We start from the raw sequence: 23182 nt of genomic DNA on the forward strand, positions 1-23182 counted from the left end.
AACAGGACGGACTAGTCTGTCTTACATGGCGACTCGGGTACGAAAGACGAACACGGAGCAGAAGATCCTGGACACCGCGGCCGGGCTGTTCCACCGGTACGGACTGCGCGGCGTGGGCGTTGACCAGGTCATCGCGGAATCCGGCGTGGCCAAGTCCACCCTCTACGCCCACTTCCGCACCAAGGACGACTTGATCGCGGAATACCTGCGCCGCACGGACGACTCCTGGATGGACCGGCTGCGGGCCGCGGCCGAGGCAGCCGGAACCTCTCCCGCCGAGCAGATCGCCGGGTTGTTCGACGCCCTCCTCTCCTCCTTCGACCGCCACGGCTTCTTCGGCTGCCCCTTCATCAGCGCGGCGGTCGAGGCCGAACCCGGCAGCCGGGCACACGCGGCCGCCACCGCGCACACCCGCCGGCGACAGGAGTGGCTGACCGGGCTGAGCCGCGAGGCGGGGGCCGAGGACCCCGCGGCACTCGCCGGCCATCTGGGACTGCTGATCGACGGCGCACTGGCCTCCGGCCGGCTCCTCCAGGACCGCACCGTGGTGGACGCCGCCAAGGCGGCGGCGAGCGACGCCGTCCGCTCTCACCTCACGCCGGCGCCTTCCCGGGGCTGATCCCGGCCGCCGGCCCGGGTACGTCGGAGAGGACGGCTTGTTCACAGCACTCACCCGCGTCACGCTGCCCAGCGTGACGCGGGTGAGGTGTTCTGGTGCCGTTCCGTGGTGCCGTTCCGTGGTGCCGGAGCATCAGGGGGTTGCGGTGGAGACGGCGTAGACCCAGGGGTAGGCGGGGTCGCTCATGTCGACGGTGATGTCCTGGGAGGGCAGCGGGTCCTTCTGCGTACGGGTGAACCCCGACCACTTGCCGTTCTCGGGGGTGAAGTGCCAGCCGATCACGCGGATGTCGCGCTCACTGATGGTGACCTTCCCCTCCTTCAGGTCGGAGCGGTCGGCTCCGAGGGTGCCCAGAAACCAGTCCAGTTCGGCCGGGGTGGTCTGGAACATCAGGTACAGCCGGCTGGTACGCCAGTTGTTGGTCTCGTAAAAGGCGACGTGCCAGGACTTCGCCGGTATCCGCAGCTGGTAGATGCGGCGCTGCACCCGGGACGGCCAGCCCTCGGTGAGGCCGGTGGCGGCGGCCTTGCGTTCCTTGTCCTTGCCGCTGTCCCGGCTCTGGCCGGCCGAGATGATCAGATAGCCGGCGGGGATACCGATCAGCAGCACGATGATCACGGCCGTGATGATGCGTCTGCGGATCATGTGCCTGCGGTCCTCGCCGTGCCCGGCGGCGGATGGTGCGGTCATCTACTGCTGTCCCTGGGTGGAGCGGGTGGTGCCTGACGTACGGGTCTGGCGGGCCTGCGCGTAGCGCTCGTAGCGCTCGACGCGGCGCCGGTTGGCGCGGCGGAAGCGGCGGGCGACGAGCCGGGCGAGGTCCGCGGCGCCGACCATACCCGCCTCGGGCCCGAGCTGTGCCTTGGCGATCCGGGCCTCCGGGCGGTAGCCGCGGCCGGTGAGGTGGCGGCGGAAGGCGTCGCGGGCGGGACCGATCAGCAGGTCGTCGGCGGCGCTGACGCCGCCGCCGATGACGAAGCAGGACGGGTCGAGCGCGGCAGCGAGGTTGGCGATGCCGATGCCGAGCCACTGGCCGATGTCCTGGAGCAGTTCGACGCACATCGCGTCGCCCTCGCGGGCGAGTTCGGTGATCAGCGGCCCGGTGATGTCGTGGATGCTGCCGCCGACCCGGTCGATGATGTTGTAAGCGACCGGGGAGTCGGCGGCCGCGAGTTCGCGTGCCTCGCGGACCAGGGCGTTCCCGGAGCTGTACTGCTCCCAGCAGCCACGGTTGCCACAGGGGCAGCGATGTCCGCCCGGAACGACCTGCATGTGCCCGAACTCGCCCGCGACGCCGTATTTGCCGCGTTTGACCTGACCGTCCTCCAGGATCGCCCCGCCGATGCCGGTGCCCAGCGTGATCATCACCAGGTGGTCCTCGCCGCGCGCCGCACCGAACCGCCACTCCGCCCAGGCGGCGGCGTTGGCGTCGTTGTCGACGAGTACGGGCACGGCCAGCCGGCTCTGGAGGGAGTCCCGCAGTGGTTCGTTGCGCCAGTTGAGATGGGGGGCGAACAGGACGCGGTTGCGGTCGGCGTCGACCCAGCCGGCGGCGCCGATGCCCACGGCGTGCACGTCGTGCCGGTCGGAGAGGTCCAGGACCAGTTCGACGATGGTGTCCTCGACGACCTTGGGGCTCTTGGACTTGTCGGGCGTCTCGGTGCGCAGCTTCTCCAGGATCACGCCGTCGGCGTCGACGACGCCCGCCATGACCTTCGTACCGCCGATGTCGATGCCCACGGTCGGCACACGGGGCGCGGTGAGGTGCGAGCGCCGCTCACGGGTGCCGACGGCGCGCAGCACGGTGGCGCGGGCCGAGCCGCGGTGCGCGAAGTCCCGGTACGTGTTGTACGCGCTCATCGTCCCTCAGTGGTCGGGTCACGGCGGGGCCGTACGCCCGCCGCCGCCGATTCTGCCACCGCGGCGGTTCCAGGGGCGGCAGAGCCGTACGTCACGGCCGTACGGTCATGACCGGACCAGCAGCTGGAACTCGAACGCGTAGCGCGAGGCGCGGTAGACGTGCGAGCCGAACTCGACGGCGCGCCCCGTGTCGTCGAAGGTGGTGCGCTGCATGGTGAGGAGGGGCGCGCCGGCCGACTCACCGAGCAGCCGCGCCTCCTCCTCCGTGGCCGTGCGGGCACCGATGGACTGGCGGGCACTGTGCAGGGTGATCCCGGCGGCCCGCATCATGCGGTACAGGCCGGTGGCCTCCAGTTGCTCGGTCTCCAGCGGGAGCAGTCCGGGCGGGATGTGGTTGCACAGCCGGGCCATGGGCTCGTCGTGCGTGTACCGCAGCCGCTCGACGAGATGGACCTCGCTGCCCTCGGGCACGGACAGGGCGGCCGCGACCTCGGCCGAGGCGGCCACGAGCGTGTTGCGCAGGACGCGGGTGGCGGGCCGCTGGCCGGCGGCTTCGAGGTCGTCGTACAGGCTGCTCAGTTCGAGGGGGCGCTTGACCTGGCTGTGCACGACCTGGGTGCCGACACCCCGGCGGCGCACCAGCAGCCCCTTGTCGACCAGGGACTGGATGGCCTGGCGGACGGTGGGCCTGGACAGGCCCAGCCGGCCCGCCAGGTCGATCTCGTTGCCCAGCAGGCTTCCCGGGGCCAGTCTGCCCTGCTCGATCGCCGCCTCCAGCTTCTGTGCGAGCTGGAAGTAGAGCGGGACGGGGCTGGTCCGGTCCACGCCGAGTTCGAGATCCACCGACTGAACCACACCTTCTTTGACCACGGAGCGAGCGTAACGGCCGGGGCTGACGACCGGAAGCTTTAAGTCACATTGTCCAGACATGGTACACGCTTCATTTTGTCGCTAGTCGTTGTAGACGGTATGCGCTTGATGATCACCACCGTGGCGACGGCCGGTTTGAGCAACGGAAAGCTCCTCCGCCCGCTACTACCGGCAGGCGCTGCACAACAGCCTGCTGGCCGGGGCCACCGGCTGGATCGCCTGGAACAACACCGACTACGACAATCTGCGCGAGCAGCCGCCGTACCGCCACCACGCCTTCGAGATGCACTTCGGGCTGACCGACAGCGAAGGCGTCCCCAAGCCGCAGCTGCGCGAACTCAAGGCGTTCGCCGAGGTGCTGGAGGAGGTGGACTTCGCACACTGCCACCGGCCGGACACCGACACCGCTCTGGTCGTCTCCTCCTACCTCGACACCGTCTACCCCTTCACGCGGGCGGAGGACCGCGCGTACGTCGAGCGGACCGGGCGGCAGGCGTGGATCGCGGCGCGGCTCGCGGACGCGCCGCCGGCGGTGGTCCGCGAGAGCGACGGCATCACCGACGGCCACCGCCTCTATCTGGTGCCCTCCGCCAAGCAGTTGCTCTCGCCCACGTGGTACCGGCTGGAGGAACTGGCCCGAGCCGGGGCGACGGTCTACGTGTCGTACTCCCCCGGCGCCCACGACGAACAGCGCGGTCCCTGGTACGCGCATACGACGCGCTCGGGGCCCACGCGGGGGTGCGCCGGCCCGTCACGGTGGCCGTTCCGCGGGTCGCGGTGGATCTTCTGGAGCACGAGGACGGACATTGGTATGTCTGGTTCGTCAGCCAGTCGCGCGAGGATCTGGCAGTCGAGCCGGACGTGGCCGACGGGCTGCGACTGGCCTCTGACGAGGTGACTCTCCCACCGTACGGCGTACAGGTGGTGCGCCTGGACTCCACCGACTGAGGCAATCGCGTTCAACGTCGTATGAATGTAATGACAATTCGTTGACAGACCGCTGGGTCGGCGGTCACCTTGTTCCATGCGCATCGGACTCATCGGAACGGGCCGTCTCGGCACCTTCCACGCGGGAGTGCTCGCCCGTCATCGCGAAGTCGGGGCACTCGTGGTCGCCGACACGGACGACGGACGTGCCACGGAGGTGGCCGCCCGGCTGGGCGCCACGGCGGCGCCCTCCGTGAACGAGATCTTCTCCTGGGGGGTGGACGCGGTGGTGATCGCCGCGGCCACATCCGCCCACGCCGAACTGATCGGCCGGGCCGCCCGCGCCGGCCTGCCGGTCTTCTGCGAGAAGCCGATCGCCCTGGACCTCGCGGGCACCCTGGAGGCACTCGGCGAGGTGGAGGCCGCGGGCAGCATCCTCCAGATGGGCTTCATGCGCCGCTTCGACGCCGGGTACAAGGCGGCCCGGCAGGCCGTCCTCGACGGCACACTGGGCCGCCTGCACACCGTGCGCGCCATCACCTCCGACCCGGCGCCGCCCGCGGCGGAGTTCCTGCGCGTCTCCGGAGGCATCTACCGGGACGCCCTGATGCACGACTTCGACGCCCTGCGCTGGGTCACCGGCCGCGAGGTCGTCGACGTCTACGCGGTCGGCTCCGACGCGGGCCCGGCGATGTTCCGCGAGGCGGGCGACGTCGACACGGCCGCAGCCGTCCTCACCATGGACGACGGAACTCTGGCCACGGCGACGGCGACCCGGCTGAACGGAGCGGGCTACGACGTACGCATGGAGCTGGCGGGCGAACGCGACCAGATCTCGGTGGGCCTGAACGACCGCACGCCGATCGCCTCCACCGAGCCGAACGGCCCGCCGCCCACCGACAAGCCGTGGCCGGGTTTCCTGGAACGCTTCGCCCCGGCGTACGAGGCGGAACTCAACGCCTTCATCGCCGTGGCGGAGGGCCGCCTCCCGAACCCCTGCGATGGCCGCGAGGCCCTGACCGCCCTGCGCATCGCCGAGGCCTGCGAACTCTCCAGACGCGAACGCCGCCCGGTGCGGCTGGAGGAGATCCCGGGGGCGTGACCCGTCGCGCCCGCCGCTGAAGCCCTCCGCCGCGGGGCGGGCCTCCCGCGCCTGCGCCTCGGCGGTGGGGCGCCCGCGGAGCCCGGGCCGGCTGCGGCCGCTACACCTCGGTGAAGATGTCCTCGGCGGACGAGGCGGTGACGGCGCGCAGGAGCCAGCGGCGCAGGATCTCCGGGTCACCACAGCCGGTGATCTGCTCCCGGGCCTCATCGGGTACATCGAGACCGCGTGCCTCCAGGACGTCCAGCACGTCCTGGGCGGCACGCCGGGTCTCACCCTCGGCCCGGCCCTCGGCCCGGAGTTCTTCGGAGATGGGCGACTTGTAGAAAGAGAGGTCCACGGCCACCAGTTTCCTCCAGATTGCTGCGGCGGGCAGCTTGCCCAGGCCGAGTGAGATCAGTTCGACAATCGGGGCGGCGATCTCCGCCGGTGCGTCCCTAAGGGAGGTCGACACTGCCTTGAGTATGGCCCCGGCGTCCGGATCCCTGCCGTGCGTGACGGCCGCCAGCGTGGCGAGCGCGAGATCTTTGCCGACCTCGGCCGGGTCGCTGATCACCGGCATGTTGTGCGGGCCGGCGACGAGGGGCCGCAGGGTGAGCAGGGGCCATTGCCGGGGCCCGATGCGGACCGGCCGTGCTGCCCATTCCGCCGTGGCCCGGTCCTGGCAGACGACCAGCAGCATCGGTTGCAGCCGGTACTTGGAGTGCAGGTACGACGCGTAGTACGCCCAGCTCGCAGGCTTGTCCGGGTCCTTTTTGCCCTGGGCTTCGACAGCGAGGAGGACGGACTCGTCGTCCTCGCTGTCGAGCCGCAGCAAGGTGTCGACGCGGCGTTCGAGAGGCCGCGCCTCGGTGAGGTCGGTGGGCATGACGGTGACGGCGGTGGGCGGCGCGAAGCCGACACCGAGCACCTCGGACACCCGGGAGAAGAGCCCCGGGTAGTCCTGGAAGATGCGGTGCATCGCCTCGTGGGGCGAGCTGACCATTCGGGTTCCTGTGGTGGTTGTGGTGGTGGGCACGGACGTATTTGAATGCCTCTGACACATGCCATTGGCGTGCTCTCAGGGAATGTAGAGCCGCAAAGCGGCTTGTATGGCCGACAACGGAATGGCTCACCCGAAGGGGTGAGGCCGCCCAACTGGCAGATCCAGTTCCGCCCACATCGTCTTGCGCGGTACCGGCCCCGGCACCACACCCCACCGGTCCGCCATCGCCTCGACCAGCAGCAGACCGCGGCCCGACTCGCTTTCGGGAGCAGGCGGTTCGGGGTGGACACCGGGGAGGCGGTCGCCTCGCGTGTCCGTCACCTCGATGCGCACGGCGCATCCGTCTTCCGTCGTTCCGAGCACCAGACGGAAGTCCCGCCCCAGCACCCGCCCGTGCGTCGCCGCTTTCGTGGCGAGTTCGGCCACGACGTGTTCCGCCCGCTCGGTCACCGCGTCGGGAACGTCCCACTCCCGCAGGTGCGCGGCGGCGAGCAGCCTGGCGAGGCGCGCCCCGCGTCGGGTGGGGGACAGCAGCACGGTGAAGCGCCGGGGCGGGGCACTGAGTTGGGTGGTTTTCCGGTTCACGCCACTCAGCGTGGTGCCGCCGTGCATACGCTGACCAGTGACAACCCGGTTGCGTACGGTGACTGTCCGGGATCTGTCCGACGATGTCGGACCTGTCCGGCCCGGGGCGTCGAGCGACGGTGGAGTGTTCGGAGGTGGGTGCGGGTGCGGGCGGAAACGGACGGTACGGAGCCCAGGGACGAGGCGGACGAACCGGGTTGGGAGGTCGACCCCGACGACGAGTCGGGCGCGGCCGTCGTCGCCACGGTGGGGCGTCAGCTCAAACTCCGGCGCGAGGCGGCGGGTATGCGGGCAGCCGAGTTCGGGGCGGCCATCGGGTACGGCGAGGACCTGGTGTACAAGGTCGAGGCCGGCAAGCGGATTCCGCGCCAGGAGTACCTGGACAGGGCGGACAAGGTGCTCGGCGCGGGCGGACTCATCGCCGCCATGAAGGCGGACGTGGCGGAGGTCCGGTACCCGAGGAGGGTGCGTGACCTGGCCCGGATGGAGGCGCGTGCGGTCGAATTGCTGTCGTATGCCACTCACAACCTGCACGGCCTGCTTCAGACCGAGGAGTTCGCGAGAGCGCTGCTGGCAACGAGACGCCCCGCCTTGTCGGACGACGAGTTGGAACGAGCGGTGGCAGCTCGCATGGCGCGGCGGTCCATTTTCGAGCGTTCGCCGGTACCGGAGCTGAGCTTTGTCCAAGAAGAGGTGACCCTACGGCGCCCCGTCGGGGGCAAGATGGTGCTGCGCAGGCAGCTGGAACATCTGCTGGAGGTGGCACACATGCGCAGCGTCCAGATCCAGGTGATGCCGGCCGAACGCTGGGACCACCCGGGGACGGGCGGGCGGATCCAGATGTTGAAGTACGAGGACGGCACAGCGGTCGGGCGCACCGACGACGAGTACGGGGGTCGCCCCGTGTCCGATCCGCGACAGCTCAGGATCCTCGATCTGCGCTATGGCATCATCCGGGCCGAGGCTCTCAACGCCAGGGAGTCGCTGGCCTTCATCGAGCAAGCTCTGAGGGAGACATGATCCGCGAGACCTGCATATCAGACGCCGTCGGCCTGGTGTGGTTCAAGAGCAGCTACAGCGACAGCAGCAACCCCAACGACTGCGTCGAGGTCGCCGTCACGTCGTCAGCCGCGCACGTGCGCGACTCGAAGGACACCTCGGGTCCGACTCTCACGGTCGGCTCCGCCGCCTGGTCCGGCTTCGTGGCGTACGCGTCGAGCCGCTGACCGCGCAGGTCGTCACCCGGGGATCCTCACCACCGCACGGGCAGGCTCCTCGGGCCGCGGATCAGCATGCCGGTGCGCCATGCCAGCGCCGCCGGGTCCGCGTCGAGGGTCAGGTCCGGGCAGCGTTCCAGCAGGCGCCGTACGGCGATGCGCGCCTCCAGCCTGGCCAGGGGCGCTCCCAGGCAGTAGTGGATGCCGTGGCCGAAGGCGACGTGGCCGCGGGCGTCGCGGCGGATGTCGAAGCGGTCCGGGTCCGGGAAGCGTCCGGGATCGCGGTTGGCGTCCGCGAGGGCGACGAGGACCAGTTTCCCTCCGCCCGGCACCACCGTTCCGCCGATGTCGACGGGTTCCGAGGTGAAGCGGTACGTCGGTGTCTCCACCGGCCCGTCGTAACGCAGCATCTCCTCCACGGCGTTCTCCATGAGGCCCTCGAAGTCGGCACGTAACGCCGCGAGTTGCTCGGGGTGGGTCAGCAGTGCGAGAACGCCGTTCGAGATGAGGTTGACCGTCGTCTCGTAACCGGCGACGAGCAGCAGCCAGGCCATGCCCATGAGTTCGGGAGCGGAGAGGTTCTCGCCGTCCTCGTCGGAGGCGTGGATGAGAGCGCTCATCAGGTCCTCGCCGGGCTGTTCCCGCTTGGCCCGGAGAAGCCCCGCGAGGTACTGGGACATGGCGGCCGCGGCTTCCTGGCGGGCCCCCTCGTCCGGGGAGCCGAGCGCCGTCCCGGTCCATTCGGCGAAGGAGTCGCGGTCCAGGAAGGGAACGCCGAGCAGTTCACCGATGACGCCGATGGGCAGCGGGAAGGACAGCGCGTCGACGAGGTCGGCGCGCCGTCCCGGCGCGGTGAGCATGGTGTCGAGCAGGGCGTCGGTCGTCTCCCGCACCCTCGGGGCCAGGGCCTCGACGCGGCGGGGGGTGAACTTGCTGCTCACCAGCTTGCGCAGCCTGGTGTGGTGGGGCGGGTCGGAACTCAGCATCGTGGTGCCCGCGGAGACCTGGCTGACGCCGAGGTCCGGCGCGGCGTTCTTCCAGTCCTTGGAGAGCCGGGGATCGGCGAGCACTGCCCTGCCTTCCTCGTACCCGACGACGAGCCAGGCGTCCGCGCCCTCGGGCATCCGGACCCGGTGCACGGGTCCCTTGGCGCGCAGGGCGGCGTAGACGGGATACGGGTCGCGGGTGAAATCCTCACCCAGCGCCGCCAGGTCGAGCGTCTCCTCGGTACCACTGGTCACGCTTCCCCCTATGTCCGGTCGGTCATATCGGCCGTGCGTTGGTCACCAACGCACGGGCAGACTCCGCAATCCGCGGATCAACAGGCCGGGCAGCCACTCCAGTCGGCCGCCGCCCGGCTCCGGGTCCAGTTCCAGTCCGGGGCAGCGCTCCAGCAGCGTACGCACGGCGATCCGGCCCTCCATGCGGGCAAGCGGTGCGCCGAGGCAGTGGTGGATGCCGTGCCCGAAGGCGATGTGTCCGCGGCTGTCGCGGCGGATGTCGAAGCGGTCGGGGTCGGGGAAGCGGTCCGGGTCGCGGTCACCGGCGGCGAGGGCCACGAGGACCAGGGAGCCGGGCGGGATCTCGGTTCCGGCGATGCGTACCGCCTCCCGGGTGAACCGGGGCGTCGTGGTCTCGACGGGGCCGTCGTAGCGCAGCATCTCCTCCACCGCCCCGTCGATCAGACCGTCCGGGTCGTTCCGCAGTGCGGCGAGCTGGCCGGGATGGGTGAGCAGGGCCCGTACGCCGTTGGAGATGAGGTTGACGGTCGTCTCGTGTCCCGCGATGAGCAGCAGATAGGCCATGCCGCGCAACTCGTCGGCGGAGAGCCGGTCGCCGTCCTCGGCACGGGTCCTGATGAGTGCGCTGAGGAGGTCGTCGGTGGGGCCCGCGCAGCGCTTGTCCTCGATGAGTTCGTCGAGGTAGGCGGCCATTTCCGTCAGCGAAGCGGTTTCGGAGTCCGGGCCGCTGGGGGCGACGATCTCGGTGGACCAGGCGCGGAAGGCCTCGCGGTCGCCGGGCGGGACACCGAGCAGTTCGCAGATGACGGTGATGGGGAGCGGGAAGGCGAGCGCGGAGACGAGGTCGGCGCGGCCCGCGGGGAGCATCGCGTCGAGGAGTTCGTCGGTGATCCGCTGGACGCGGGGCCGCAGGGCCTCCACCCGGCGCTGGGTGAATTCCCTGGCGACGAGCTTTCGCAGCCGGGTGTGGCGGGGCGGGTCGGTGGCCAGCATGTACGTGCCCATGATGTCCTCGTCGATCATGCTGGCGCCGGCGACGGCGGCCGATTTGCACAGCCGCGGGTCGGTGAGCGCTGCCCGTCCCTCCTCATGGCCGACGATCACCCATACGCCGTCGTACTCCGGGGTGCGCAGCAGGTGCACGGGCCCGGCCTCGCGGAGTCTCGCGTAGTACGGATACGGGTCGGCGGTGAAGTCAGCGGCATGTTGACGCAGGTCGACGACGGACATCGGTCTTCCCATCCTCTCCGTCGAGGCCGGCACGTCCCGTCAGCCTACGTCGCCGTCCGCGTCGGCGAGACCCGCGTCGTGGACGAGGAGCGCGATCTGGACACGGTTGTTCAGTGCCAGCCTGGCAAGGATCCGGGACACGTGCGTCTTGACCGTGGGGAGGCTCATGTACAGGGCCGCCGCGATCTCCGCGTTGGACCGTCCGCGGCCCACGGCGAGCGCCACTTCCCTTTCCCTCTGCCCCAGTTCGGCCAGCCGGGCCCGGGCGGTCCGCCGTCGTTCGGACTCGCCCGGAGCGGCTCCCCGGCCGGTGACGTGGCCGATGAGCTGCCGGGTGACGCGGGGCGACAGGACGGGGTCGCCGGCGGCGACCCTGCGTACCGCCTCGACGATCTGCGCGGGCGGCGTGTCCTTGAGTACGAAGCCGGCGGCGCCGGCGCGCAGGGCGCGCAGCACCTGCTCGTCGGCGTGGAAGGTGGTGAGGACGACGACCTCGGGCGGCTGGGGGCGGGCACGGAGCCTTTCGGTGGCGGTGAGGCCGTCCACGGTGTTCATCCGGATGTCCATGAGCACCACGTCGGGGTGGTGCAGGTCGGCCAGTTCCTCGGCCTCCGCGCCGTCGCCGCCCTCGGCGACGATCTCCAGGTCGGGCGCGCCGCCCAGCATGAAGCGGAGCCCGGCACGGACGAGGGGGTCGTCGTCGATGACGACCAGCCGGATCCTTGCGCCGGGACCGCCCGTGTCGTGTGGCGCCGATGCGTCCCGGGGGGCATCGGGGTACTGGCGGACGGAAGGCCGCCCGTCCGGGGCATCCGGCGCGTTCCGCGCGTTCGGCGTGCCCGGACCGGCGGTCGCCGCCCCCTCGCCGCCGGGTAGGGCACCGGGGGCAGCGCCGGATACGGCACCGGGGGCAGCGCCGGGCCCGGCGCCTGCGGCCGGCGTGGTGGCGGGGCCGGCCGGGACGGCGCGGTCCGCCGGGGCCGGCGGCGTCGCGGGCCGCGGCCCTGCGGACGGCGGCGCACTCCTCTGCTCGGTCATGTGGGCCACGGTAGCCAGGCATGCACGCGGAAACCGCCGTCCTCCGTACGATCGTGGCCGAAGCGGCCGCCCGCGAGGTGGGCGCGCTCCGCCAGCCCGTAGAGGCCCTGGCCCGCGCCCGTCTCCCGTACCGCGTCGGATCCCCTCTCCGCCGGACGGGACGGCGGCGGCCCGTTGCGCACCTCAATGGTCAGCCCCTCCCCCGGTCCGCCCGCCACCAGGACGGTCGTCTCCGCCCCGGGGGCGTGCTTGCGTGCGTTGGTCAGTGCCTCCTGCGCGATGCGGTAGGTGGTACGGCCCAGCCCGGCCGGTGCCACGGCGAGCTCGCCCACGCGATTGTCGAGGACGACCTTCATGCCGGCCTGGCGGGACTCGGCCACCAGGCGTTCCAGGGCGGCCAGGGTGGGCTGCGGGCGGTCATCGCCCAGGCTGCCGCCGGGGGCACGCAGCACTCCGATGATCTCGCGGAGGTCCTCCAGTGCCTGGTGGGCGCTGTCCCGGATGATGCCGGCGGCGAGGGCGACCTCCTCCGGCGGGGCGTCCCGGCGGAATTCGAGGGCACCGGCGTGCACGCTGAGCAGGGTGAGCCGGTGGGCAAGCACGTCGTGCATCTCGCGGGCCACTGATTCCCGGGCCAGCCGCTGTGCCTGCTCGGCACGCAGCGCGGCCTCGGTCTCGGCGCGCCGGGCCCGCTCGCGCAGGGAGAGGACGACGAGCCGCCCGGCCCGTACGAACATGCCCCAGCCGAATACGAGCAGCACCAGCAGGACGCCGATCACCACCGACCCGAGGTAGGACAGCCCGGGATCGGGGCGCAGCCACGGCTGGACGGGTGTGCACAGCAGCGCGGCGCCGCCGACGAGGGTGGTGGTCCTGAAGGGGCGGTGCACGGCGACCGTGAACAGGGCGACCAGCATCGCACCGGCCGCGCAGTGCGCGAAAGTGCCGGCCGCGGTCAGTGCCAGGGCGAGGCCCACCGGCCACCGGCGTCTCAGCCACAGCGCGGCGCAGGCGGCGGCGCCCAGCAACTGGTCCGCCGCGAGGAGGAGTTCGGAGATGTGAGGGGTTCGGGCGAGTTCGTCCGCCGCCACCATGCCGAAGAACGCGGCGAGCAGGAAAGCGGATATGTCGACGGCCCAGTCGCGCACGGTCCGGCGGGGCCTGGTCCGGCCGCCGTGTGCCTCCGGATCCGCCATGGCGGACGGCAGCAGCCACCGGTACTCGCGTGCGGTGCCCGGCGCCCGCGCCGGTGAGCCGGCCTCGGCCACGCTTGTCATGGCCGACAAATCTACTCACTTCCCACGGCCGGGTGCCCGCCCCGCACCCGGACGACGACCAAAGTCACGACGCCCGATACTTTCGGCGCACGGCCCGGCGACACCCGCATACCCCGGTCGTCGTGGTTGCGCCCGCCGGACGATGGACCGCCCCCTTCCCCGCCGCCGAGGATCGCCGTATGAAGCGTTCTCTGGAGTTCGTCGGAATGGTCCTGCTGGTGGAGGGCGGTGGCGGCCTGCTCGCCGGACTCTCCGGCCTCACCCTGCCGGTCTGGATCGTCCTGCCGCGAATCGGCTTCCTCGACGGGTACCAGGTGTTCTCCGGCGCGGTACTGGCGGTGCTGGGCCTGGCCGTGCTCGTGGCATCCGACCGCGTGGCGCGGTGACGGCACGGCCGGATCGTCACCCCACGCGCGGACCGTCCGCGCAGACGGCCGTTGCACGGCCCCCACGCGCGGACGGCCGTTGCCCGGCGCCGGGGCCACCGGAAATGATGCCCCGGTGACACAGCACCACGAATCACCCGACCAGGAATCCACCGGCCCGGTTCCGGCCTCTCCGCCGGGGGCGGGCATACGCCCGTCCCCGGCCCGGATCGCGCTGGTCGCCGGCGGCCTGGCGGTCGCCCTGGTCCTCGCCCTGCGCGGAGTGGGGTTCGCCTCGCAGGGCACCGGCGAGCTGCGCATACCCGCCGCGGGGTCCACCACGGTCCTGCGGGTGGTGGTGTTCGCCGCTCTCGCCGTGCACCTCGGCGAACTCGCCGGTGCACGGTACGTCCCGCCCGGCCGCATGCCGCGGAGCTGGTCGCTCGGCGCCGCCGCGGGCGGTGCGCTCGCGTCGGCCGCGCAGATCGCCGCACCTGCGGGCGCGGGGCGCCTCGACCTCGCCACCGCCTACTCGTCCCGCGAGGGGGCGCTGCTCCTCATCACGGCCGATGCCTTCCTGGTGGCCGCCGGTTGTGTCTGGTTCAAGCGGCCCGGCCTGGCGGTGGCGCCGCTGGCCGTGGCCGTCGTCGCCGAGGCACTGCGGGCCCACCCCGAGTCGTACACCCCGCTGCTCGGCTCGGCGCTCACCGTGGTCCATCTGACCGCGGCGTCGCTGTGGACCGGCGGCCTGCTGTACGTGCTGCGGGTGATGCACCTGCGCCGGGACACCCCGTCCGGAGCCCGCGCGGCACTCGCGCGCTACGCCCCGCTCGCCGTCTGGCCCGTGGTGGCACTGGCTGCCACCGGGACCGTGTCGAGTCTGCGGCGGCTGCCCCTCGACGTCATCGTGACGACCGCGTACGGCAGGGTGCTGATCGCCAAGCTGCTGCTGTTCGCCTTCGTCTGCGCTCTCGCCGTGACGGCCAGGATCCGCCTCCGGCGCGGACGCACCCCCGATACCCCCGCGCGCGCCGAACTCGCCCTGCTCGCACTGGTCGTCGTGGTCTCGGCGATCCTGACGGTCGTCCCCGACCCGCACTGGCTCAGCACCCGCTGAAGGCCGGCGGGGCGGCAAGGACGTGGCAGCATTGCCCCATGCCCACCGCTTCTCAGGAAGGGGGCGCCCGGCCGGTTTGGGCGCCCCCTTCCGTCCGTGGGGGTGATGCGGTTGCCGGGTCTCAGCAGTCGTAGTCGATGAGGTCGAACGAGGCGTAGTGGTCGGAGGTGTAGTAGTCCTCCTCGTACGCCTGGCCTGTGACGATGCGCCGGGCGCCGCGCGTGCTCACGCCCGGGGTCTTCACCGTGTACTCGTGGTAGTAGCCGGTCGAGTGCGCGGGGAGCAGCCCTTCCCGGTTCTGGAAGACGGAGCCGTCCTGCGAGTACGGGAAGGGGCCGCCCCGAGCGATCAGTTCCAGGGTGTCGTACGCCTGGGAGGGCAGGTCGCCGTAGCAGATGCCGCCGTAGTCGGCCGCGGCCACGGCGACGGTCAAGGTGGCGGGGGCGCTGGTGGGGGCAGCGACCGCCGTCGTGGGGGCTGTCAGTGCGCCGCCGACGAGGAGTGAGGTGACCAGGGCGCCTGCGGCGCCGAGACGTGTGATTCGTGGGGGAATCCGCATACGCAGCAGAATGACGCGCGTAGACGCCTGCCTCAACCTCAACCACCGTAATTTTTCCCGGTGTTAACGTCGGCCGCCGGGAAAGTCCCTCGATGGCCGGACACGTTGGGGTTCCGCGGCAACCGGTGTGGTCAGCCGCCGAGTTCCCGGTGCCGTGCGGCCAGCCGGCCGGCTCCCGTCCCGGTCAGGGAGCCGAAGAGGCGCAGCCGGGAGATGCCCCCGTCGGGGTAGATGTCCATGCGGACGTGGGTGGCCGGGCGGGGCCGGTCGAGCAGGAAGCGGTGGTTGGTGTCGGGCTCCAGGCGGGTGCGGGCGAGGAGTTCGAACCATGCGCCGTCCTCGCCGTCACGGCCGGACAGGGAGACCCAGCCCGCCGCGTTGCCCTTGAGGCACGCGGTGTCGATCTCGACCGCCCGGATCTCGGACTGCTCCACCAGCCGGTAGCGGATCCAGTCGTTGCCCCTGTCGCGCCGCCGCCGGGTCTCCCAGCCGTCGTCCATCTGCCGCGAACGGCCGGGCCGGATGGTGTTGGCGGGAGGCGAGTAGAAGCGGTCGGAGGCGTCCTCGACCTGTCCCCCGTTCTCCAGGGCCACCACGTCGAAGGTGCCGAGGGCGGCGAGCCAGACGGGATCGGGCACCACTTCGCCGTACACCCGCAGCCTGGCCACACCGCCGTCGGGGTACTGGTTGAGGCGCAGGTGGGTGAAGCGCCGCTCGACGTCCACGGCGAAGCCGTTCGCGGCGTGCCCACCGACCTCCGTACGCGGGACGAGGGACACCCACTCCACCCCGCCGGACAGCAGTTGCTCGGGCGGGGCGGCGGGAGATGCGGAGGCGGCCTCGACCGACACGGACCGCGGGTGGTTGCCGCGGAAATGCGCCGTGTCCACGACGATGCCGCGGACCACTCCGGGTACGCCGAGACGCACCAGCGCCCAGTCGTGGTCGTCCGGCGCGGGATGCGGCAGGTCCGCGCCGGTGCCCCGGCGGCGGCGGGTCTCCCAGCCGTCCATGATCTTGCCCTTGTGGCCGAAGTGCTCGGGGTCGAACTCGGCACGTCCGGGCTTCAGCAGGTTCTCACGCTCGGCGAAGAACTCGTCAGCGGCGGCGATCACTCCGGCGCCGAGGCGGCGGTCGGCCAGGTCGGGGAGGTGCGCGAAGGGCAACTCCCCGGCGGGGGCGCGGTAGTCGGCGTAGGGGTCACCCCCGGCGTACGGGTTCGCGTCGCCCGTGAAGGATTCGATCGCCGTCACTGTGTCAGCTCTGCCCTTCGTCGTCGGTGCGTGTGCCGGTGGCGGGGCGCTCGGGGCCGGTGCGGGTCAGGAGACGTCCGGCCGGCTCGCCGAGAGGGGCGCCGTGCTCGGCGATCCGTACGCCCCGCAGCCAGGTGGATCTCACGACCCCGTGCAGGGTCCTGCCCGCGTACGCCGTGACCCGGTTGCGGTGGTGGAGCCCGGCAGGGTCCACGGTGAAGGTCTCCTCCGGGGCGAGCACCGCGAAGTCGGCGTCCCGGCCGGGCTCGATGGCCCCCTTGTCCGTCAGTCCGGCGAGCCTCGCCGGACCCGACGACATCCAGCGGACCACATCCGGGAGGGTCCCGCCGCGGCGGCGGGCCTCCGTCCAGACGGCGGGCAGGCCGAGTTGGAGGGAGGAGATACCGCCCCAGGCCGCCGCGAAGTCGGGAACCTTCAGATCGGCCGTGCAGGGGGAATGGTCGGAGACCACGCAGTCGATCGTCCCGTCGGCCAGGCCCTGCCACAGCGCGTCCTGGTTCCCGGCCTCCCGGATCGGCGGACAGCATTTGAACTCGGTTGCCCCGTCCGGGACCTCCTCGGCGGTGAGGGTGAGGAAGTGCGGGCAGGTCTCGACGCTGACGCGGACGCCCTCGCGCCTGGCCTCGGCGATCGCCGGCAGCGCTTCGGCGGAGGACAGGTGCAGGATGTGGACGCGGGCGTCCAGGCGGCGGGCGTGTTCGATCAGGGAGGCGATCGCCGCGTTCTCGGCGGCTCGGGGGCGGGATGCCAGGAAGTCGGCGTACTTCACACCGGGCCGCTGCGGCGCCTCGGCCAGGTGCCGCGGGTCCTCGGCGTGCACGATCAGCAGTCCGCCGAAACCGGCGATCTCGGCCATGGCGGCGGCGAGCCGTTCCTGGTCCAGTTCGGGGAACTCCTCGACGCCGGACGGGGAGAGGAAACACTTGAAGCCGAAGACCCCGGCGTCGTGCAGCGGCCGCAGGTCCTCGAGGTTGCCGGGGACCGCGCCGCCCCAGAAACCGGTGTCGATGTGCGCCTGCGGGCGGGCGACTTGCTGCTTGACGCGCAGGTGCCCGACCGTCGTGGTGGGCGGCAGGGAGTTGAGCGGCATGTCGACGAGGGTGGTGATGCCTCCGGCGGCCGCGGCGCGGGTGGCGGTGCCGAAGCCCTCCCACTCGGTGCGGCCGGGGTCGTTCACGTGGACGTGCGTGTCGACGAGGCCGGGCAGCAGCGCGTCGTCCCCGAGGTCCTCGGTCCTGGCGCCGGCCGGCACCTGCGCGTGGTACCCGAGGACGGCGGCGATCTTCCCTCCGGCGACGGCGACGGAGGCCGGACGCTCACCCTCCGGGGTGATCACCCGCGTGGAGCGCAGTACCAGTTCGACTTCGGCCACCCGAATGCCCTCGCTGTTCCTCTTCGCCGTTGTGCTGTTCCACAGGTCTGCACGGTGCGCACGGTGTGTGCGGTCTGCGCCTCCGCCTTTCGCCGTCGCCTTCCGAGCACCGGAATTCAACTTTCTGTTGAAGTCTTCATGGCGTGTCCTGCCCCAGTCAAGCCCGCCATGAACCCGCTCGACACCCGACGGACTCCGCCGCGGGCCGTGGCCGCACCTGCCCGCACGATGCCCCGGCGGTGTTGCGCGGCGGTTGCCGCTCCGTTGCCGCCGGTGATCAAGCAGCCGCGGTGCCGGGCGGCCGCCCGGCACCTGGGCCCGCCGGTCAGGGGCCGGGCACCGGCCGGTGCCGCACACGGCAGGGCCCGGCGGACGGCCGGGCGATCACCGGTTGACGCCTTCCGTGAAGTGAAAGGACAATTTCGCCCTGCTCACCGGTGGGGCGGGTCTCCGGTGCCGGCCGGACCGCCGCCCTGCCCGCCAGCCCGAAAGGACCGCCCCGTGCCGCCGTCCCACGCCAGCGCCGCCGAGGCCGCCGGCCTCAAGTCCGCCGCCAACAGCGGTGGGGTCCAGTCGCTCGAGCGCGCCTTCGACCTGCTCGAACGGATGGCGGACGCGGGGGGCGAGGTCGGGCTGAGCGAGCTCTCCGCGAGCAGCGGGCTGCCGCTGCCCACGATCCACCGGCTGATGCGCACCCTGGTCGTCTGCGGCTACGTACGCCAGCAGCCCAACCGCCGCTATGCCCTGGGCCCCCGGCTGATCCGGCTCGGCGAGTCGGCCTCCCGGCTGCTGGGCACCTGGGCGCGCCCGTACCTCGCCCGGCTGGTCGAGGAGACCGGCGAGACCGCGAACATGGCGCTGCTCGACGGCGACGAGATCGTGTACGTCGCGCAGGTGCCGTCCAAGCACTCGATGCGGATGTTCACGGAGGTCGGCCGGCGGGTCCTGCCCCACTCCACGGGCGTCGGCAAGGCCCTGCTGGCGCACCTTCCGGACACGGAGGTGCGCGCGCTGCTGTCCCGTACCGGCATGCCCGCCGCCACCGAGAAGACGATCACCACGCCCGAGGGCTTCCTGGCCGCGCTCGAGCGGGTCCGCCGGGACGGCTACGCACTCGACGACAACGAGCAGGAGATCGGCGTCCGCTGCCTCGCCGTCTCCGTCCCCGACGCCCCGACGGCCGCGGCGCTCTCCGTGTCCGGCCCGGCGGGCAGGCTCACGGACGCGGCGACCGAGGCGATCGTCCCCGTCCTGCGGCAGGTGGCCGGCGAACTGTCGGAGGACCTGGCCGGCCAGAACCCGGCGTAGGCGGCCCCCCGGCCCGGCGCGCGCCGGGCCGGCCGGTCGGGCGCCGGCCCGGACGAGGCCGGTGAAGCCCGCAGAGGCCGCGGACGCGGAAGCCCCGGGACAGTGAAACCGCTACCGCCCCCGCGGAGGTTCGCCGAAGAGCTCGACGGCGCGGCGCACATCGGCGAGCGCGTCCGCGAGGGCACTGACGGATCCGACGGCACCCGCGACGAGCAGGAGCGAACGGCGCAGCCGCGGGACCTCCGGGGTGCCGCCGGCGGCCGCCGCGTGGAGCGCGGCCAGCTCCTCCTCTGCGATGCAGCGGTCGGGCAAGTCCGCGGGATGAGCCGCCAGTTCGCGGCGGAGCCGGGAAACGGCCGTGCGCAGCCCGGTCACCCGCGGGTCCTCGCCGCCTGCCACTCGCCTCTGCTCCATGCTTCGCAACACAGCAGCACTCCCCCCTGCACATCGTTGTGCACTCGTCCGCGCTGCGGACACTTGTCGGCACTCAGAGTGCCACGCACGGTACGAAGAGCGAAATCCAGTTCATCACAGATGGGGTAAGCGGGACGTATGAACGCGTGGGAGCGGGGACCGGGGGACGGACCGCGGCACGGCACGGTGGCGGGGCTGCTGCTCGCGGCCGGTGGCGGGCGGCGGCTCGGCGGGCGGCCGAAGGCACTGCTGGAGCACCGGGGCCGGCCCCTGGTCGAGAACGCGGCGCGGGTGCTGCGCGCGGCAGGCTGCCGGCCCGTCCACGTGGTGCTCGGGGCCTCGGCCGACGAGGCGGCGGGCCGCGCGGACCTGTCCGGCTCCACGGTGGTGCGGAACCCGGAGTGGGCGCGCGGCATGGGCTCCTCGCTGCGGGCGGGCCTCGCCTCCCTGGCCGGGACGGGCGCGCGGGCGGTGCTCGTGCTGCTCGTGGACCAGCCGGGCATCGGCGTCGAGGCCGTCTCACGGGTGCTCGGGGCCTACCGCTCCCCGTCGTCCCTCGCCTCGGCCTCGTACGGCGGGAAGCGGGGCCATCCGGTGCTGTTCGGCGCGGACCACTGGGCGGGCATCGCGGCGAGTGCGACCGGGGACCGCGGGGCACGCGCCTACCTGGAGGCGCACGAGGATGCGATCACGCTCGTCGAGTGCTCCGATGTGGCCGAGGCGTACGACATCGACACGCCGGACGACCTCTCGCACCTGGACTGAGCGCGCCGCCCCGGCCTGGGCGCGTCCGGGCCGAGCGCGCCGCGCCCGGACGGAGCCCGCCAGGACCGCCGGGGCGAAGCGCGTCCGGGCCGGGCACGCGGCGCGTATCACCCGGCGCCCGGGACGGCGCCCGGGGCCGTGGTGCGCCGGCAAGGAGCATCACGGCATCAACAGAACATTGAAGTTCCACTATGAGGAAATTAGTATCCACTTCTCAGAAGCATCCCGAAGTCGAGACCACGGCGCCCGTGACCGCGCCCCACGCCCGGCACCGGGTGCCGCCCGGGGCGGCCGCCACGGCCGTCACCCGCACGCACCCGCCTCCAGGCACCGCCCGCTGAAGGAGTGACCGCTCATGTCCGCACCAGCGCCGTCCCCGCTGGCCGTCGTCGACGCAGAGCCCCTGCCCCGGCAGGAGGAACTGCTCACCGACGCGGCCCTCGCCTTCCTGGCAGACCTGCACCGCAGGTTCACGCCCCGGCGTGACGAACTCCTCGCGCGCCGGGCGGAACGCCGTGCCGAGATCGCCCGCACCTCCACCCTGGACTTCCTCCCGGAGACGGCGGACATCCGCGACGGGGACTGGCAGGTCGCCCCGGCGCCGGAGGCGCTGAACGACCGGCGCGTCGAGATCACCGGTCCGACCGACCGGAAGATGACCGTCAACGCCCTCAACTCGGGGGCGAGGGTCTGGCTCGCGGACTTCGAGGACGCCTCGGCACCCACCTGGGAGAACGTCGTCCAGGGCCAGCTCAACCTGATCGACGCGTACACCGGGAAGATCGACTTCACCGATCCCGGCACCGGCAAGACGTACGCCCTGAAGCCGGCGGGCGAACTCGCCACCGTCGTCGTACGGCCGCGGGGCTGGCACTTGACGGAGCGTCACCTCGTCGCGGCCAACGGAGATGCCGTCCCCGGGGCCCTCGTCGACTTCGGGCTGTACTTCTTCCACAACGCCGAGCGGCTGGCGGCCATGGGCAAGGGCCCCTACTTCTACCTGCCGAAGACGGAGTCGCACCTCGAGGCACGCCTGTGGAACGACGTGTTCGTCTTCGCCCAGGACTACCTCGGCATCCCGCGGGGCACCATCCGCGCCACCGTCCTGATCGAGACCATCACGGCGGCCTACGAGATGGAGGAGATCCTCTACGAGCTGCGCGACCACGCCTCGGGCCTGAACGCGGGCCGCTGGGACTACCTGTTCTCCATCGTCAAGAACTTCCGCGACGGCGGGCCGAAGTTCGTCCTGCCGGACCGCAACGCGGTCACCATGACGGCGCCCTTCATGCGCGCCTACACCGAACTGCTCGTCCGCACCTGCCACAAGCGCGGCGCGCACGCCATCGGCGGCATGGCCGCGTTCATCCCCTCACGCAGGGACCCCGAGGTCAACAGGGTGGCCTTCGAGAAGGTCAGGGCCGACAAGGACCGCGAGGCCGCCGACGGTTTCGACGGTTCCTGGGTCGCCCACCCCGACCTCGTCCCCGTCGCCATGGCCTCGTTCGACGCCGTCCTCGGCGACCGCCCGCATCAGAAGGACCGGCTGCGCGAGGACGTCTCCGTATCCGCGGCCGACCTCATCGCGATCGACTCCCTGGACGCCCGGCCGACGTACGAGGGCCTCGTCAACGCGGTCCGGGTCGGCATCCGCTACATCGAGGCCTGGCTGCGCGGCCTGGGCGCCGTCGCCATCTTCAACCTGATGGAGGACGCCGCAACGGCGGAGATCTCCCGTTCCCAGATCTGGCAGTGGATCAACGCGGGCGTCGAGTTCGAGCACGACGGCGAGACGGTGAGGGCCACCCCGGAACTCGCCCGCCGGATCGCGGCGGACGAACTCGCCGCGATCCGCGCGGAGATCGGTGAGGAGCCCTTCGCGGCGGGCAAGTGGCAGCAGGCCCACGACCTCCTCCTCCAGGTCTCCCTCGACGAGGAGTACGTGGACTTCCTGACGCTGCCGGCGTACGACCGCCTGGAGGGGTGATGGCTGCTCGCCGGGGAGTGGCGCGAGGTCGAGTTGGCTCGATCGTGTGACGGTCGGCTTACGGGCTTACGGGCTTACGGGCTTACGGTGTGCTGGGCTGTTCGGGATCCGGTGGTCGTGCGATCCGGGACGCCGGGTACGGCGCCTGGGGGTACCCCCAGTGGTAGCCGGGGGAGCCGGGGCCCCGCTCCACCGGAGTGATGGTACGGGCCTCCGCGTCGCCACTGGCCGTATCCGTCCGGCCGGATCGTGAGGGAACCGGCCTCCCCGGGATTCGGACCACGGACAGGATCCGTGTCACTGCCCCGGGGCCGAGTACGCCGGGGACCACTGCGCTCAGGACCGCTCGGGGCGTGCGGCCGAACCGGCTCGCTCCTGCTCGGTCTTCAGGAACGGTGAGCCGGACCGCCCGACGGACCGCCCCGCGCCAATGACCGGGCGCGTGCCCGCATGCCGGGACCGCGTGCGGACCCGCGGCCCCAGTCGCGCTCCGTCTCCCGCCACCGGTCGAGGTAGTGCCACGGCCCCGGCCCGCCGCCCGCCCTGGCCTGCAGGGGGGCGGGTGCGCCAGGGCGTCCACGCCGGCGGCGGGGCGCCCGGCCCCGCCCCGAGGACGCGGTATGGCCCCGGAACGCCCCCGGGCATTTCGGCGCCCACCGGGGCCCCGGCCCGCTGCCCCGCCCTGCCGCCGGGCAACCGGGCAACCGGGACGCCGTCACGCGTTCACACCGTGCAGGTGGAACTCCGGCCCCGCAGGGCCGATGCGACAGGGCCGTCACCGAGGACTTCCACCCGGCCCTCCTTGACCGCCGCCTCCAGGGACAGCGAGCCCTCGCCCACTGCCCGGCACGTGTCGGCGTCCATGACGAGGCGGGCGTCGGCCTGGGGGGCCGGGCCGTGGCCGTAGGCAGGGCGGCCGTCGGCGGCGGTCCGGACGTGGAACTCGCCCTCGTCGAGGCGGACGTCGACGACACCGGACGGCGCGTGCGGTTCGAGGGCGCGCAGCAGCGGGAGGGCGAACCAGTGGGCGCGGAAGGCGTCGGTGGGCCGGGGGGCGGTGAGGTCGGGGG

Annotated in this window: 23 protein-coding genes and 1 pseudogene; 10 read left to right on the plus strand and 14 right to left on the minus strand. The window is 72.2% G+C overall.

The window, feature by feature from the left end:
- Window positions 1–25 precede the first annotated feature (25 nt).
- Window positions 26–619: a TetR/AcrR family transcriptional regulator gene (locus GUY61_RS06230; RefSeq protein WP_166629039.1), complete on the plus strand. Its 594-nt coding sequence runs from the start codon at window positions 26–28 to the stop codon at window positions 617–619.
- Between the two features lie 132 nt (window positions 620–751).
- On the opposite strand, the gene GUY61_RS06235 is transcribed toward GUY61_RS06230, so the two are convergent.
- From GUY61_RS06235 to GUY61_RS06245, 3 genes are all read right to left on the minus strand, one after another.
- Window positions 752–1309: a sugar kinase gene (locus tag GUY61_RS06235; RefSeq protein ID WP_166629040.1), complete on the minus strand. Its 558-nt coding sequence runs from the start codon at window positions 1307–1309 to the stop codon at window positions 752–754.
- Window positions 1310–2479, minus strand: a complete 1170-nt coding sequence (locus tag GUY61_RS06240) for an ROK family glucokinase (RefSeq protein WP_166629041.1) — start codon at window positions 2477–2479, stop codon at window positions 1310–1312.
- Between the two features lie 105 nt (window positions 2480–2584).
- Window positions 2585–3304, minus strand: a complete 720-nt coding sequence (locus GUY61_RS06245; RefSeq protein ID WP_166629059.1) for a GntR family transcriptional regulator — start codon at window positions 3302–3304, stop codon at window positions 2585–2587.
- 328 nt (window positions 3305–3632) lie between these two features.
- Between GUY61_RS06245 and GUY61_RS06250 the strand changes: the two genes are divergently transcribed.
- A complete protein-coding gene (locus tag GUY61_RS06250; protein WP_243766218.1) occupies window positions 3633–4247 on the plus strand; it encodes a hypothetical protein in 615 nt (204 codons plus the stop codon).
- Window positions 4248–4373: 126 nt separating this feature from the next.
- A complete protein-coding gene (locus GUY61_RS06255) occupies window positions 4374–5378 on the plus strand; it encodes a Gfo/Idh/MocA family oxidoreductase (protein ID WP_166629042.1) in 1005 nt (334 codons plus the stop codon).
- Between the two features lie 100 nt (window positions 5379–5478).
- On the opposite strand, the gene GUY61_RS06260 is transcribed toward GUY61_RS06255, so the two are convergent.
- Window positions 5479–6363: a hypothetical protein gene (locus GUY61_RS06260; RefSeq protein WP_166629060.1), complete on the minus strand. Its 885-nt coding sequence runs from the start codon at window positions 6361–6363 to the stop codon at window positions 5479–5481.
- A 126-nt stretch (window positions 6364–6489) separates the two neighbouring features.
- Complete coding sequence (locus GUY61_RS06265) at window positions 6490–6975, minus strand: ATP-binding protein (protein ID WP_166629043.1); 486 nt, start codon at window positions 6973–6975, stop codon at window positions 6490–6492.
- A 117-nt stretch (window positions 6976–7092) separates the two neighbouring features.
- On the opposite strand from GUY61_RS06265, the gene GUY61_RS06270 reads away from it, so the two are divergent.
- Window positions 7093–7968 (plus strand): helix-turn-helix transcriptional regulator, encoded by an 876-nt coding sequence (locus GUY61_RS06270; RefSeq protein WP_166629044.1) that lies wholly within the window; start codon window positions 7093–7095, stop codon window positions 7966–7968.
- Window positions 7965–8174, plus strand: coding sequence for a DUF397 domain-containing protein (locus GUY61_RS06275; protein ID WP_166629045.1), 210 nt, complete (start codon window positions 7965–7967; stop codon window positions 8172–8174). Before GUY61_RS06270 ends, GUY61_RS06275 begins: the two co-directional genes overlap by 4 nt.
- A gap of 26 nt (window positions 8175–8200) precedes the next feature.
- On the opposite strand, the gene GUY61_RS06280 is transcribed toward GUY61_RS06275, so the two are convergent.
- The 4 genes from GUY61_RS06280 to GUY61_RS06295 form a co-directional block, all read right to left on the minus strand.
- Complete coding sequence (locus GUY61_RS06280) at window positions 8201–9406, minus strand: cytochrome P450 (RefSeq protein ID WP_166629046.1); 1206 nt, start codon at window positions 9404–9406, stop codon at window positions 8201–8203.
- A 42-nt stretch (window positions 9407–9448) separates the two neighbouring features.
- Window positions 9449–10636 (minus strand): cytochrome P450, encoded by a 1188-nt coding sequence (locus GUY61_RS06285; RefSeq protein ID WP_166629047.1) that lies wholly within the window; start codon window positions 10634–10636, stop codon window positions 9449–9451.
- 39 nt (window positions 10637–10675) lie between these two features.
- Window positions 10676–11302 carry a response regulator transcription factor gene (locus GUY61_RS06290; RefSeq protein ID WP_243766219.1) on the minus strand — a complete coding sequence of 209 codons (627 nt, stop codon included), beginning with the start codon at window positions 11300–11302 and terminating at the stop codon, window positions 10676–10678.
- Between the two features lie 368 nt (window positions 11303–11670).
- Window positions 11671–12951: a sensor histidine kinase gene (locus GUY61_RS06295; RefSeq protein WP_243766220.1), complete on the minus strand. Its 1281-nt coding sequence runs from the start codon at window positions 12949–12951 to the stop codon at window positions 11671–11673.
- 179 nt (window positions 12952–13130) lie between these two features.
- On the opposite strand from GUY61_RS06295, the gene GUY61_RS06300 reads away from it, so the two are divergent.
- Window positions 13131–13337: a hypothetical protein gene (locus GUY61_RS06300; RefSeq protein WP_166629048.1), complete on the plus strand. Its 207-nt coding sequence runs from the start codon at window positions 13131–13133 to the stop codon at window positions 13335–13337.
- 115 nt (window positions 13338–13452) lie between these two features.
- A complete protein-coding gene (locus GUY61_RS06305) occupies window positions 13453–14433 on the plus strand; it encodes a CopD family protein (RefSeq protein ID WP_166629049.1) in 981 nt (326 codons plus the stop codon).
- Window positions 14434–14554: 121 nt separating this feature from the next.
- Here GUY61_RS06305 and GUY61_RS06310 read toward each other — a convergent pair whose 3' ends face one another.
- The 3 genes from GUY61_RS06310 to allB all read right to left on the minus strand — a co-directional run bounded on the left by GUY61_RS06310 (window position 14555) and on the right by allB (window position 17638).
- Complete coding sequence (locus GUY61_RS06310; protein WP_166629050.1) at window positions 14555–14992, minus strand: ribonuclease domain-containing protein; 438 nt, start codon at window positions 14990–14992, stop codon at window positions 14555–14557.
- 131 nt (window positions 14993–15123) lie between these two features.
- Window positions 15124–16245, minus strand: coding sequence for an allantoicase (gene alc / locus GUY61_RS06315; RefSeq protein WP_166629051.1), 1122 nt, complete (start codon window positions 16243–16245; stop codon window positions 15124–15126).
- A gap of 4 nt (window positions 16246–16249) precedes the next feature.
- The gene (allB, locus tag GUY61_RS06320) at window positions 16250–17638 is read right to left on the minus strand and encodes an allantoinase AllB (protein ID WP_398954464.1); all 1389 of its coding nucleotides are present in this window, start codon (window positions 17636–17638) and stop codon (window positions 16250–16252) included.
- 501 nt (window positions 17639–18139) lie between these two features.
- On the opposite strand from allB, the gene GUY61_RS06325 reads away from it, so the two are divergent.
- Window positions 18140–18946, plus strand: a complete 807-nt coding sequence (locus GUY61_RS06325; RefSeq protein ID WP_166629052.1) for an IclR family transcriptional regulator — start codon at window positions 18140–18142, stop codon at window positions 18944–18946.
- 111 nt (window positions 18947–19057) lie between these two features.
- Here GUY61_RS06325 and GUY61_RS06330 read toward each other — a convergent pair whose 3' ends face one another.
- Window positions 19058–19360, minus strand: coding sequence for a DUF5955 family protein (locus GUY61_RS06330; protein ID WP_208105636.1), 303 nt, complete (start codon window positions 19358–19360; stop codon window positions 19058–19060).
- 138 nt (window positions 19361–19498) lie between these two features.
- Here GUY61_RS06330 and GUY61_RS06335 point away from each other — a divergent pair, with 138 nt between their 5' ends.
- Window positions 19499–20125, plus strand: a complete 627-nt coding sequence (locus GUY61_RS06335) for an NTP transferase domain-containing protein (protein WP_166629054.1) — start codon at window positions 19499–19501, stop codon at window positions 20123–20125.
- A gap of 355 nt (window positions 20126–20480) precedes the next feature.
- On the plus strand, window positions 20481–22112 hold the full coding sequence (gene aceB, locus GUY61_RS06340; protein ID WP_166629055.1) for a malate synthase A: 1632 nt from the start codon (window positions 20481–20483) through the stop codon (window positions 22110–22112).
- Between the two features lie 723 nt (window positions 22113–22835).
- Here aceB and GUY61_RS06345 read toward each other — a convergent pair.
- Window positions 22836–23182, minus strand: a pseudogene (locus GUY61_RS06345) (transcriptional regulator); the annotation flags it as partial.

This window comes from Streptomyces sp. GC420, assembly GCF_009916105.1.
Lineage (GTDB): Bacteria > Actinomycetota > Actinomycetes > Streptomycetales > Streptomycetaceae > Streptomyces.